General features: G+C 43.3%; 9 protein-coding genes. All 9 read left to right on the plus strand.

Going from position 1 to position 14084, the window contains the following annotated elements; genetic code table 11:
- The first annotated feature begins 346 nt into the window (after positions 1 to 346).
- Positions 347 to 1339 (plus strand): RhuM family protein, encoded by a 993-nt coding sequence (gene rhuM, locus VIM72_RS14740; RefSeq protein WP_332003586.1) that lies wholly within the window; start codon positions 347 to 349, stop codon positions 1337 to 1339.
- Positions 1340 to 1772: 433 nt separating this feature from the next.
- Positions 1773 to 2366 carry an RNA polymerase sigma factor gene (locus VIM72_RS14745; RefSeq protein ID WP_332003587.1) on the plus strand — a complete coding sequence of 198 codons (594 nt, stop codon included), beginning with the start codon at positions 1773 to 1775 and terminating at the stop codon, positions 2364 to 2366.
- 66 nt (positions 2367 to 2432) lie between these two features.
- On the plus strand, positions 2433 to 3578 hold the full coding sequence (locus VIM72_RS14750; protein ID WP_332003588.1) for a FecR family protein: 1146 nt from the start codon (positions 2433 to 2435) through the stop codon (positions 3576 to 3578).
- Positions 3579 to 3825: 247 nt separating this feature from the next.
- Positions 3826 to 7236, plus strand: a complete 3411-nt coding sequence (locus tag VIM72_RS14755; protein ID WP_332003589.1) for a TonB-dependent receptor — start codon at positions 3826 to 3828, stop codon at positions 7234 to 7236.
- A gap of 29 nt (positions 7237 to 7265) precedes the next feature.
- Positions 7266 to 9053 (plus strand): RagB/SusD family nutrient uptake outer membrane protein, encoded by a 1788-nt coding sequence (locus VIM72_RS14760; protein ID WP_332003590.1) that lies wholly within the window; start codon positions 7266 to 7268, stop codon positions 9051 to 9053.
- A 379-nt stretch (positions 9054 to 9432) separates the two neighbouring features.
- Positions 9433 to 10191 carry an AraC family transcriptional regulator gene (locus VIM72_RS14765; protein WP_332003591.1) on the plus strand — a complete coding sequence of 253 codons (759 nt, stop codon included), beginning with the start codon at positions 9433 to 9435 and terminating at the stop codon, positions 10189 to 10191.
- 61 nt (positions 10192 to 10252) lie between these two features.
- Positions 10253 to 11104 (plus strand): VOC family protein, encoded by an 852-nt coding sequence (locus tag VIM72_RS14770; RefSeq protein ID WP_332003592.1) that lies wholly within the window; start codon positions 10253 to 10255, stop codon positions 11102 to 11104.
- 301 nt (positions 11105 to 11405) lie between these two features.
- Complete coding sequence (locus tag VIM72_RS14775; RefSeq protein ID WP_332003593.1) at positions 11406 to 13319, plus strand: tetratricopeptide repeat-containing sensor histidine kinase; 1914 nt, start codon at positions 11406 to 11408, stop codon at positions 13317 to 13319.
- 17 nt (positions 13320 to 13336) lie between these two features.
- The gene (locus VIM72_RS14780) at positions 13337 to 14083 is read left to right on the plus strand and encodes a LytTR family DNA-binding domain-containing protein (RefSeq protein ID WP_332003594.1); all 747 of its coding nucleotides are present in this window, start codon (positions 13337 to 13339) and stop codon (positions 14081 to 14083) included.
- The last annotated feature ends 1 nt before the right edge of the window (position 14084 follow it).

The following is a 14084-nucleotide window of genomic DNA, read 5'->3' on the forward strand; positions in this document are numbered from 1 at the left end:
GCTTTTGCTCATGCTGATGTTAAAGAAGTAGCGCTTTTTTTCGTTGCATTGCTTTACCGGTTATTTATAGATACTTGGTTTAACTGTAACCCTTATTTGTGTCTAGTTAGCTTTAAATAATTGATTATCAATTTGTTTTAAATTCTGTATCGGAAAGTAAGCCCTTTCTTTTATTTACATCTACTTTTTTGTTACCTAACGTAACGTTTATCAGTATTGCATCTTGACAGGACGCCTGAGTTTTTCTTGTATGATTATGTTAATCGTTATTTGCAAGCAAATACATTAAGGAATTAGCTTGATCTGGTTTTTATTTTTGCTCCGTCATTTTTTTAAAACATGAATTATGGACAACGATCAAATTTTGATATATCAAAATCAAAATGGAGAAGTAGCCATTGATGTAAAGTTGGAACATGAGACCGTTTGGTTAACCCAAGCCCAGATTGTCGATCTGTTCCAATCCAGTAAAAGCAACATAAGTGAGCATATTAAACATATATATGATTCTAATGAATTGGGCCAGGAAGCAACTGTCCGGAAATTCCGAACAGTTCGACAAGAGGGCAAACGGCCTGTTAGCAGGGAGTTGGAACATTATAACCTGGATATGATTATATCAATCGGCTACAGAGTCAATTCTATAAGAGGAACACAATTTCGTATCTGGGCTAATAAGGTATTGAAGGAATACCTGGTGAAAGGATATGCTATCGACAAAAAGCGTTTTCAGGAACAGTCGCGCCAATTAGATGTGCTGAAACAAACAGTGAAGCTATTGGGAAATGTTATAGAGACTCAAAACCTAAATACTGATGAAGCAACAGGTCTACTAAAGGTAATTGCGGATTATACCTATGCTTTAGATGTACTGGATCAATATGATCACCAGGTTTTGCAAATTGAATCAACTACCTCTGATAATTTATTTGAAATTACTTACCCTTCGGCAATGGAAGCAATTAAAGGACTTCGTGATAAATTTGGTGGAAGTAGTTTGTTTGGAAACGAGAAGGACGAATCATTTCAGGGGTCACTGGCTGCAATTTACCAGACATTTGGTGGTCAGTATCTTTATCCAAGCGTTGAGGAGAAAGCTGCGAACCTGTTATATTTTGTTACCAAGAATCATTCTTTTTCAGATGGGAATAAACGTATTGCTGCTTTTTTATTTGTCTGGTTTTTAGATAAAAACGGAATTTTATATCATTTTGATGGCACAAAGAAGATCGCGGATAATGCACTGGTAGCTCTCACACTTATGATCGCAGAGTCAAAACCGGATGAAAAAGAGATGATGATAAAAGTAGTGGTGAACTTAATAAATCTTAGGAACTAATAATCCTTTACTCCTATATACCATACATTTCCTGTATCGCCACACATCTGAAAATCAGCCCATCTCTTTCTTCTATATGAGATTCGTGATAATGACCATAGTACCATTCCCTACATCCGGCAGCCCTGACTATCCCCAATTATTACCATATTTATAAAAATTAATATGTTTATAATCCCGATCAGGCAGACTTAATACTTTATTAATACCCCATCTACCACAACCTACATGAACTATGATTAGTTTTGAAAAATTTTAAAAGATATATCATAAAATACTAATTAATTAAGGGCCGGAAAATAAAATTTATTTACGCCCAAGCGCTGATTCAACGTACTATCTGTTAAAACGGAGAAATTTCTAAAAGAGATCCTTATCTTAAGGTGTATCTGTAATTCCTGAAGTGGCTCATAGGCGACCAATAATCTTATTTGTGAAAGCTGTAGATTATCAAACATATTGCGATAAAGACCTGGTTGGACTCCTGCTGGAAGACGACCATTTGGCGTACCTGGAAATATACAACAGACATGCTAAAGGGCTGTATGTAAAAGGACGTAGAAAATTGGATGATAATGATGAAGTCAAAGATTTATTGCAGGATGTATTTGTTGCATTATGGCAGAACCGTTATTCATTAACCGTAGATACGCCATTAGCGGGATATTTACATGCCACCCTGCGATATATGGTCATAAAGCGTATTGTTCATAAGAAGGTACAAACTACCTATTTGGAGTCGCTCAAATTTTCCACACCTGTAAAAAGTACCTCTGCAGATTATTTAGCCCGCGAAAATGAACTGAAGCAAATAATTGAAAGCGAAATTTCTTCATTACCCGAAAAGATGCAGGAGGTTTTCCGCATGAGCCGAGAGCATCACCTTTCCCACAAAGAGATAGCCGTGCAGTTAGGCCTTTCGGAAGCTACCGTAAAGAAGCACGTCAATAATGCCTTAAAATCGCTGCGTGTTAAATTAGGCCCCTTATTAATCCTAAGCATTTGCCTGACTGAACATTTTTTTTAATTTTCTTTACGCCCATCGATATACTAACAGTACTATACTTACACAAACAGCAATATTGTGATAAGTATGGAACAAAATAATATGCAGGATCTGTTGAAACGTTATCTGGAAGGCAATTGTACTCCAGAGGAACGTGCGCAGGTGGAACTATGGTACGAGCTGTTGGACTCAAAGAAAGCAGCGGCTAATGAGGCGGAGCTGGAAGAGGATCTCGCCGAAGTTCGAACCCGGTTAGCAATGCCTTTCAGAAAGAAAGGAAAACTATTCAGATATCCGGCCGTAGCCGCAGCGGCTGCTGTTTTGCTCATTATCTCCATTGGCTCTTATTTCTATTTTAATAACAAACCTTCCGGTGTTCCCCAAAAAGCCAATAAGCTGCTTGCTACAGATATCGCGCCCGGTAGAAATATAGCTATACTGCAACTTGGCGATGGGACCGAAATAGCGTTGGATGATCAATCTAACGGAGCTATTGCCAAATCAGGAAGTAATACCATCTATAAAAATGCGAAGGGCCAGTTGACTTATGTGGCAACTGAATCAAAGGAAGATGAAACAGATAACCCGGTGTCTAATAGCTTGAGAACCCCACGTGGTGGACAATTCCAGCTTACATTGCCAGACGGATCACAAGTCTGGTTAAATGCAGCTTCACAGCTTACCTATAAAATCAGCAAAACTTCCCGCGAACGCTTGGTAGAGTTAAAGGGAGAAGCATATTTTGAAGTAGCCAAAGATGCCAACAGACCATTTAAAGTGCTCTCCAAAGGCCAGGTTGTAGAAGTACTGGGCACACATTTTAATGTTAGCAGTTATGATGATGATCCGAGTGTAAAAACGACTTTAGCAGAAGGGGCAGTCAGAATAGTTGAAACAGGCGGACACCGGAATGTTGTCCTGGAACCAGGGCAACAGGCCACGCTTGATAGCAGCAACCGGCTATCTGTGGCTCAGGTGGACGTATCGGATGCTATTGCCTGGAAAAATGGAAAACTCAACTTCAACCAATCTGATATATATGCCGTTGCACGGCAACTTTCCCGCTGGTATAATGTAGACGTGGTATTTAAAGGTAGAGCAGCTAACGTACGCCTGTCCGGAGAAGTGTATCGTAATACCAATGCTTCCAAAGTTCTTGAGATCTTGGCGTTCTATAACCTGAACTGTAAGATTGAGACAAATAACGGTGTTAAACGTATTGTCATTGAATAAAGTAATAGCATCTATCACCCAAAATCAATTAGCTTATGGAACGAGAAACTTAGACCCCGCCTAAGCTCAATAAAAAACGTCTTCTGACTGCAATCAGAAGACGTAAGCGTATGAGCGATCATTCAAAAGATTCGTGTACTAATTAAATATCCACTCAAACAATACAAAGTTAATGAAATTCAGATTTCATACAACGGCCGCCTGGTCGGGATGGTTGTTTTTTGCCAAACACTTTCATCGGAAATTTATGATGAGATTTCAGGTAATAGTTGGCCTTACGCTGGTCATGTTGATGCAGGTCAGCGCTAAAAGCCTGGCGCAGAATGTGTCCATTAAGGTAAACAATACACCTTTGGAAAAGGTGTTCAGGATTATAGAGCAGCAAACAGGCTTTTTGTTTCTCTACGACGATGTGGAATTAAAGAAACAAAAGGTCAGTTTATCATTTCAGAATGCACCCATCGAAAAAGTATTGGAAGGTTGTCTGGAAGGCCTCCCGATCATCTATAAAATCGTAGACAAAAATATACTCATTAAAAAGAAGGCGGAGCCAGGCCTGCAGCAGCTTGCACCGGAACAACAGCAATTCATCTCGGGAGTGATTAAAGATAGCACAGGCGGCTATCTCCCAGGTGTGCAAATTGCAGTTAAAGGAACCAACCGCGCTGCGGTAAGTGATGCTTCAGGCAGATACCAGATTAGTGCCTCTCCCGGAGAAGTTTTGATCTTCAATTTACTGGGATATAAAAGACAGGAAATTACTGTAACCAGTAATGTTCGGGTTGATATTATACTCAAGGTAATCGCAACGGATTTGGAAGGAGTTGTTGTAGTTGGTTACGGCACTCAGAAAAAAATTAACCTGACAGGTGCTGTATCCCAGGTATCTGGTAAAAGACTGGAGAACAGATCTGTACTAACGATCGGTAATGCTTTACAGGGAGTCGTCTCCAATCTTAATATCAGTGCTGCCAGTGGCGGAGCCCCCGGGCAGGCTCCATCATTTAACGTACGTGGGTATACTGGTTTTTCTTCCAATGGATCTACCTCTTCCCAGGCTCCCTTGTTTGTTGTAGATGGTGTGCCCGGCGTAGATATTAATACGATCAGCATGAATGATGTAGAGAGTGTGAGCGTACTGAAAGATGCAGCCTCTGCTTCCATATACGGTTCCAGCGCGCCCTACGGTGTGGTCATTATCACCACAAAGCAGGGAAAAGCAGGGCAAAAACCTACCATCACGTATAACAATAACCTGATGTTAGCAGAGCCTATCAACCTGCCAAAGTATATGAAGTCAATTGATTTTGCCAATTTATATAATGAAGCTGCTGCCAACGCAGGAGTGGTCAAACCATTTAACGATGATGCCCTCAGGCGTATCCAGGAGTACCTGGATGGTAAAATCACTGATGAAACCATTGCCAATCCGGCTCCGGGCAGTGATGCCTGGTTCGAGTGGGGGAACGCCAACGCAAACAATGATTGGTTCGATATCCTGTTCAAAAAAGTGCAGTTCAGTCAGCAGCATAATCTCGGTGTATCCGGAGGAACAGATAAGTCACGCTACTATATAGGCCTGGGGTATATTCAACAAAATGGGATGTACAATTATGCAACTGATAAATACACGCAGTATAATGTACGCGCTAATCTCTCTTCTGTTATCACAAGCTGGATGAACTTCAATTTCCGGGGAGCTTTCTCCAGGGGAACCACGGAATCTCCGACAGCAGAAAGTAACTGGATGCAAACGCTGGCTGCACGCAACTGGCCTACTGAACCATTATATACTCCCAACGGCACTTTTGCTTCTGAAAACCGCATGGAGGGGCTTGTAAATGGCGCACGCACCAAGTCAAATAATGATAAGGCACTTGTTACAGGTGAATTGGTAATAACTCCTCTACGGGGGTGGAACATTACTGCCAATTACACATTTGATGGCTCGTATTTCGATCTCAGCCGGCATAACAAAACTGTGTATGTGACCCGCCCAAGTGGCGCGCAGCAGGCTCTTTACGCTCCCAATAGTTTTGAAAGACAAAATAACAAGAACTACCATTATACAGTCAATACATTTACATCTTATGAAAATCAGTGGAACGGACATGCTGTAAAAGGTCTGATCGGTTTCACTCAGGAGCTTTATGATAACCTCTCTATGGGAGGTCGTAATCAGTACCTGTTTTCCAATGATCTTCCGTCTTTATCCCTTACCTATGGAACAACTCCTTCCCTGACAGACAATGCCTCGCAACTCGCTATCCGCGGAGGTTTTGGGCGCGTTAATTACAATTATAAAGAGAAATATCTTGTTGAGTTTGACGGACGATATGACGGTACATCCCGTTTTTTGAAAGACCGGCGTTTCAAATTTTATCCGGGTATATCAGCAGGATGGGTGCTGTCGAATGAACCCTTCTGGAAACCTATAGCACGGATAGCCAATTCGTTCAAACTCCGTGCATCATACGGACAGCTGGGCGATCAGAGTTTTACCAGCAATTATTATCCTTTTTATCCGGCACTCAATAGCGTAGTGCCTACCAGTAGCCAGTATTTGTTTTCCGGTGGCAGAGAAGCATTCATCAGTCAGCCTTCACTGATCGATAAATCGCTGACATGGGTAACGGTGAAATCGTTGGATTTTGGAACGGATATCACCGCATTATCCAACCGGTTGGCCGTAACATTCGACTGGTACCAGCGTACAGCAGATGACTTTGTAGGCCCTGCAGATGCCTTGCCTGCGCTGTTGGGCACGGCTGCCCCGCAGGTCAATAACGCGGCGATGCGGACCAGGGGCATTGATCTTACCATTGGCTGGAAAGACCGGATTGGAGAAGTACGGTACGGAGTGGATGTAGTGTTCAGCGATTATCAGAGTGAAGTACTCCGTTATCCCAACCCCTCTGGCCTGAACACCACCTGGTACAAAGGGCGTAAGTTCGGAGATGTTTGGGGGTATCAGACGCTGGGATTTTTCCAGTCCAAGGATGAAGTAGACGTTTCACCAAAACAGACCAGTATTTATAGTCGCTGGGGGCAGGGAGACATCCGTTATGCAGACCTTAACGGCGATGGCGTCATCAACTGGGGCAATAATACATTGGAAAACCCGGGAGACCGTCGTGTGATAGCCAATACAACTCCACGTTATTCTTTTGGCCTGAATCTGAACGCTCAGTACAAATCATTTGACATCACGGTTTTCCTGCAGGGTGTTGGTAAGCGGGACGCCATCTTTTCCAATGCCAGCGTTTGGGATGGAGCCTATTTCTGGGGTATCACAGGCGATCTTTATACAGGAATGCTGACGACCGCACAGTACGACCGCTGGACACCCGAAACACCAAATGGCTACTACCCAAAATTCTACATGGGAGGTGAGATGCAGAAAAATTCGCAGCCACAGACAAAATATGTGCAAAGCGCGGCTTATGTAAGGCTCAAAAACATTCAACTGGGCTATTCCATGCCACAACATATACTTCGTGTTATAGACAGCCAGAAAGTCCGCTTTTTCCTGAACATTGAAAACCTGCTCACGTTCACTAAGCTGTTACACACTATGGATCCGGAATTTTCGTCTACAGACGGCCGGGTTTATCCGTTGCAGAGAGTTTGGGCCATGGGACTCAATGTAACATTCTAGCCATTCCTTAATTATCCAACGATATCAGTATGAAACGATTTATATACGCATTGGCAAGCTTAATACTATTATTAGTTGCCTGTAACGACAAGTTTTTAGAACGCATGCCATTGGCCAATATCAGCGACGCAGATTATTGGAAATCCCCCAATGACCTGAAGCTGTATGTGAACAATTTTTATAACCAGGATGCCTTGTTGCCCTCACGCAGAGCCTGGGGAGCCGGTCCTTTTACTATTGATGCCGGCGATGGTAGTGAAACCAATATCTCCGTCAATTACAACAGACGCATGAATGGGGAGGCTACTGTTCCTTCTTCGGGTGGCGGCTGGTCCGCGGATGATTGGGCCGTACTGCGTAATATCAATTACTTTATGGATCATTATAAGAAGGTGGATGCCCCCTGGGATAAAGTAAAGGAGTATGTAGGTGAAGCATTATTTTTCCGTGCGCTCTTCTACTTCGACAAGCTGAAGAAATTTGGAAATCTACCCTGGTCCTCTACCACATTGTCTCCGTCATCAGGTGAGCTTTATGCAGAACGGCTGCCCCGCAACCAGGTGGTGGACTCTATCTTATCAGATCTGGACAATGCCATCAGTTATCTTCCTGTCAGGGGAGGCGGCGCCTGGACGGGACATGTTACCAAAGAAGTGGCATTAGCCTTACAGGCCAGGATCGCACTGTATGAAGGTACCTGGGAAAAATACCATGGTCAGAAGGGAACGCCTTTCAAAGTAGATGGATCCAATGGCACCAAATTTATTCAGAAAGCAGCAGCTGCCGGCGGAGAACTGATCCGTATGTCTGAGGCCAGTGGCTTCCCGGCGCTGGACAATGTTGGGGTACAGGATGGTTATTGGTTATTATTTAACAGAAAAGATTACGCTGCCAGCAAGGAAGTACTCCTGTGGCATAAATATTCGGTAGCTGATCAGGTGACTCATACCTGGACACGTTATTCTATAAACGGCGCCGGAATGGGGCTTTCCAAAAGTATGGTAGACTCTTACCTTTGTCTGGATGGTCTTCCCATTGGAAGCAGTCCGTTATATGCCGGGGACCGCACTTTAAAAGATGTAGTAGCCAATCGTGATCCCCGGTTGAGACAAACGATTTGCGTGGATGATGGTAAACATGTGAAATGGTATGAAACCAACCTCTTTTTTACAACGCCTACTTTCGAGATCAATGGAGCTAATAACACTTCCACGGGCTACCAGGTGTATAAAGGGCATACCGGGGACTATACAGAATTCAATGCATCTCAAAGTACCCAGGGATATATATACATACGCTATGCAGAAATTTTACTCGTATATGCAGAAGCCCAGGCTGAATTAGGAACCATTTCCCAGTCCGACATAGATAAGACCGTGAATGCTTTACGCAAACGGGTGGGTATGTCCAACGGCTTGTTACAATTAGCTAACATCCCATCGGACCCTAACCGGGAGTTTCCTACGCTATCGCCTATCATAAATGAAATCCGCAGGGAGCGCAAAATTGAACTGGCGGCAGAATGGTTCAGGATGGATGACATTTTCCGTTGGGCAGCAGCAGATGAGCTGCTCGTTGGCAAACGCCCTTTGGGAGCTTACAAGAAACAATGGGAAAACTATCCTGGCGCCACACCCGATTTTCTCAAGGCGGCGGCGGCTGTCCCTGTCAACGCGCAGGGATATATTGATCCTTACAAGCCCTATGGAGCCATGGATCAGGGATATAGGTTCAACCTGAAACGGGACTATTTAATGCCTATCCCGACAAATGAAACCACGTTAAACCCAAAATTGGGTCAGAATCCGGGATGGTAATCTTTTAAAAAATAAAAAAAATAGAATAATTAAGTTGTCGTCTGCTATGAGTTTGCTTCTATTCTTCGTTTGGGGCTTTATCATGTAATAACCCGTTAACTTGAAGCAATAACCGTAATACGACTGGTTGCCCAATTAGGGTGGGCGATATAGCCATTTGATCCGGAAGGCCCTGGACGCATTAGGCGCCCAGGGCCTTTTCTGTAATAACCCGGTTGAAGAGCTCCGAAACATGCCTTTTCGGAGGGGAAATTGGTGATTAAAGCGGGCTCGGGTTGATCTACCCTCATATCTTTTAAATTTACCAGGATAACGCCTTTGATTACTATATTTTTTACCAAAAAAAGGGCTATCTTAAATAAGTTACTATTGATTCTATATGCAACAGTGGTACAGCAAAATAGACCCGGTATTAAAAGACGCTGTTCAAACTATCTTAATTCTTGATAGTGCCGATCCGCCTGAGCCGGAAGATTTGCCCATTTTTACCAATGGTATGTCGGCTTTATTGTGTACATCACGGGGCAAGGAAAATCGCCTGTCGCTGTTCGGAAAGACTATTCCTGCTGAAAGATGGGCCGAATGGGGGGATGCTACGCTGATCGTATTTTTCTTCAAACCATTTGCTATCGGCCCTGCTTTTAAAATACCTGTACAGCAATTAAAAAATGAAGCTATTGAGTTAAATCGCTGGAATCCGCAAAAGGCGATGGCATTGACCATTCAATTGGCTTATGCTCAATCCACAGCCGAAAAAGTGGAGGTGCTGCACCAGTTTATTCTTTCCCAGGTGACCGCCAATCAAAGGGAATGTATGATTATCCGGTATGCTACCGACAAAATACTGGAGAACCCGGAAACTGATGTGTTAGCTCAGATGCTGCAGGAGCTCAATCTTACAGAAAGAACATTTCAACGGATCTTTAAGAAATATGTAGGCATAACGGCCAGCGAATACCGGCGGATCTGTCAGTTTCAGATGGCTTTTTACCAGTTGAAGTCGGGGCAGTTTGATAAATTGACCGATGTGGCATATACAAACGGTTATTTTGATCAAAGCCATTATATCCGTTCTTTCAAGGAGTTTACAGCAACCACTCCCAATGATTACCTGCAATTTGGACTAAGAAAAAAATAATGTCGGTTTTATACAAGGCCATGTTTGGTGGCTGATCCACCTTTACATAAATTTAAAATGTATGAAAGAACTGATCACGCCTTGCTTATGGTTCGATAACCAGGCAAAAGAAGCCGCAGCTTTGTACTGCAAATTAATTCCCGGCGCGAAAATAGTGACGCAGTCGCCTGTCGTCACCGAAATAGAGATAGCCGGGCAGCATATTACTTTATTAGATGGGGGCCCGATGTACAGGCCCAATCCATCCATTTCACTGTATTATATCTGTGAAACAGAAGAGGAATTAAAGACCATCTGGGAAGGGTTATCAGGTGATGGCTTTGTAATGATGCCCCTGGATAAATATCCCTGGAGTGAAAAGTACGGCTGGGTGAGCGACCGGTTTGGCATGTCATGGCAGATTACCCTGGGAACAATAGCCGCAGTAGGGCAAAAGATCACACCTTTTCTGATGTTCGTTGGAGATCAGTATGGCCGTGTGGAAGAGGCCATCCGGCACTATACTTCCATATTCCAAAATTCCGGAACAGACGGGATACTCCGTTATTCAGAGAATGAACAGCCCGATACAGAGGGAAAAGTAAAGCACGCCACAATAACCCTCAATGGGCAAAAGCTTATGCTGATGGAAAGTGCACATGCTCATAAATTTGCTTTTAACGAAGGCGTTTCCTTAACCATCCATTGCAACACACAGGAGGAAATAGATCACTATTGGGGAAAGTTAACCGAGAGCGGTGAAGAAAGCAGATGCGGCTGGCTAAAAGATAAATTTGGGGTATCCTGGCAGGTAATACCTACCATTCTCGGGAAATTAATGACCGATCCCAATAAGGCGGGTAAAGCAGCCCAGGCGTTTATGCAAATGCGGAAATTTGACATAGAACAGATTGTACAGGCAACGCTTGAGTGATAGTTATTTTACCTGGAAAAGCGGAACAATCATAGTTATCAATACAGGCGGCTTTTGTTTTTACAGACATCGCCGCCTGTATGCAGCGGCGTAATTAGATCACGATCATGTGCTGTGTTTGGTTCTTCAGCAGTTTATATTACCAAAAAACAACCCCATCCCCCGCGAATATGCCCCCAAACCCATCGAATATATACCCGGCCTCTTACATTTTAATTTCTATTGATACATTTAGGGAATATTTCAGTATGTTTCACCACGCTGAAAATATGTTTATTCGCCTGGTCAATATATTATTTTAATGAATGCACGAACCGCATATGCTGTATTAACGATCATCATTCTTTTATTTACGGCTTCCTGTAAACAAAAAGGAGCCCCGCAAAAGAATCAGCAAAGCATTATTGATACCGCTCACAGAAAGGATTACCTTTCTTTTATTATCTCCCTGGATACCTTATCTACAGCTGATGCCAGGAAGGCAGTCCGGAAGGAAGACAGCTTATTAAGGAATACTGCCGATAGCAGCATCATGCCCTTTTATCATTATTTCAGAGCCGGAAAATACCGCCAGGAGAAGCAGTGGGACAGCGCTATGGCGGAATACCAGAAAATGAAGGGAGTACGTGACGGGGATGAGATTGAACTGTTGAAAACCTACGGCATTTTAAATCAGCGCATTCCCAGCACCGGGGCAGTGGAGGCTGAACTGATGAACCAGGTGCTTTCCGCCATGAAAACCGCTGAAAGCGCCCATAGCAGGCTCACCTACCAGTTTTATGACCTGATGGCCAAAGCATATTATCAGAACAGCAATGAAAACGAATCACTGGAATATGCGGAACGTTATTACAAGCATCATCCTTATAAATCGCATCCTGTAATCATGCAGCGGTATTATGATATCTCTTTCCTGTTAGCTTCAAGATTAAATGATTTTGATAAGATGATGTTGTACAATGTCCAGGCGCGCAACCTTGCTAACCGCACCGGCGATAGCCTGGCCATTGCCCGCACATACGACAATGAGGCCCGGATCTTTGTGAGGCAGGGCCAAAATGAGAAAGCGCTTGCAAGCAGCAGGAAATATATAGACTATCTTGCCAGGACAAATAACCTGAATGAGATCGCATACAATAACTTAGCGACCAGTTTTGTTCATAATCACCAGTACGACTCTGCCATCCGGTATTTCAGGGAGGCTATCAGCCTGGCGCAGAAAGGACCTAAGAAAATGCCATCCCCGGTTTATTACAAGGGACTTGTAGATGCATATAAATCTAAAGGAGATTATGCCAGCGCTTTACAGATGGCCGATTCCGCCTATGACATAGAAACAAGAGATATAAGACAAATAGAAGCCGTTAAAGTAGCAGAAATACACGAGAAATATGAAACGGAGAAAAAAGACAGGAACATTGCGGAACTGAGTAGCCGGAATGAGCTTAATGAAAAGATCATCCGGCAGCAGAGATGGACAATGGTATTGGGATTCCTGGTTTTTCTCGGTGGACTTTTAGTCTTCTATTTTATACACCGGCAATACCGTTTGAAAGAAAAAAACAGGTTGCTGCAGTCGGAGAACAGGCGCCTGAATATGGAACAGAAACTATTACAGGCACAGTTAAACCCGCATTTTATCTTTAACTCCATTGCTAATCTGCAAAGCCTTGTTGCTTCGGGAGATACAAAGGAATCTGTACGCTACCTGTCTGCCTTCTCAGGACTTTTACGGAATGTACTGGAACAGAGCCGGAGAGATTTTATTGGCCTGGACGAAGAAATCACTTCCCTGGAAAATTACCTGCAGCTGAATAAAATGCGCTTCTCCGGGCTATTCGACTATCGGATTAACGTGGATCCCCATCTTTACCCGGAGAATGTACTGATACCTCCCATGCTGGTACAGCCGTTTGTGGAAAACGCTATAGAACATGGTTTCCGGAATATCGATTATAAAGGTATCTTAACAATATTCTTTAAAACAGATAACCAACAGATGTTTATAACAATAGAAGACAATGGTAAGGGGATGACTATTAAAGAACCGGGAGAGCAGAAGAAACAATCCCTTGCGGGAATTATCCTTAAAGAGAGACTGGAGGTGCTTTTTAAATCACAGGGACAATACGCGAACTTTGATATTGAAGATAGAAAGGATAGCGGCGGACAAGGAGTTGCGGTGCACATTGTTATTCCCGAAATCAAAGACTAAATCAGCAACAACTACCCATGAAGCTTTATATTCTTGAAGATGAAGTACGTATCCTGCAACATCTTTTGCAGGTTATACAGGACATTCCATATGTTGAAGTAGTTGGACATGCAGCGGAAATAGCCAAAGCGGCCAGGGAAATTCCTACATTGAAGCCCGATATTATTTTGGCAGATATCAGGCTGAAAGATGGCGACAGTTTCCGCTTGTTTCATGAAATAGGGAACGATGGCTTCCAGGTTATCTTTCTCACCGCTTATGATCAATATGCCATACAGGCGCTCAATATGGGAGCCTTTGGTTACCTGCTGAAACCGATAGATGAAGTAGCTTTGGCAGCTGTACTGAACAAATGCTATCATCACCGGCAACAGGAGCAGTTCGACCAGCAGCAGCTGGAAATAGCCAGGCAACACTACGCAGCGCAGGGTGTGGCAGGCACCAAACGCATTGCACTGAAGCGCGTGGAGTATATGGAAATTGTATCTATAGAAGATATAATGTTTTGCAAGAGCGATAAAGGATATACAACTTTTTACCTGAAAGATAAACGTGAGATCCTGGTATCAAAAGGGCTGATAGAATACGAAGGGATCCTGGTTCCCCTGGGTTTTATACGTTGTCACCAGTCTTACCTGGTTAACTTCCAGTATGTGAAAAAATATTACAGGGAAGGTATTTTGCAAATGCAGAATAATGAACAGATACCGGTTTCCAGCAGGAAGAGAGAGGAGGTGCTGAAGTACCTGGAGAATATATCCTGAT

The organism is Chitinophaga sp. (assembly GCF_036569185.1).
Lineage (GTDB): Bacteria > Bacteroidota > Bacteroidia > Chitinophagales > Chitinophagaceae > Chitinophaga.

Coding starts and splice junctions, on each gene's coding strand:
- VIM72_RS14775 (WP_332003593.1), top strand. CDS start 11,406: ATGAATGCACGAACCGCATATGCTGTATTAACGATCATCATTCTTTTA.
- VIM72_RS14750 (WP_332003588.1), top strand. CDS start 2,433: ATGGAACAAAATAATATGCAGGATCTGTTGAAACGTTATCTGGAAGGC.
- rhuM (WP_332003586.1), top strand. CDS start 347: ATGGACAACGATCAAATTTTGATATATCAAAATCAAAATGGAGAAGTA.
- VIM72_RS14770 (WP_332003592.1), top strand. CDS start 10,253: ATGAAAGAACTGATCACGCCTTGCTTATGGTTCGATAACCAGGCAAAA.
- VIM72_RS14760 (WP_332003590.1), top strand. CDS start 7,266: ATGAAACGATTTATATACGCATTGGCAAGCTTAATACTATTATTAGTT.
- VIM72_RS14765 (WP_332003591.1), top strand. CDS start 9,433: ATGCAACAGTGGTACAGCAAAATAGACCCGGTATTAAAAGACGCTGTT.
- VIM72_RS14755 (WP_332003589.1), top strand. CDS start 3,826: ATGATGAGATTTCAGGTAATAGTTGGCCTTACGCTGGTCATGTTGATG.
- VIM72_RS14780 (WP_332003594.1), top strand. CDS start 13,337: ATGAAGCTTTATATTCTTGAAGATGAAGTACGTATCCTGCAACATCTT.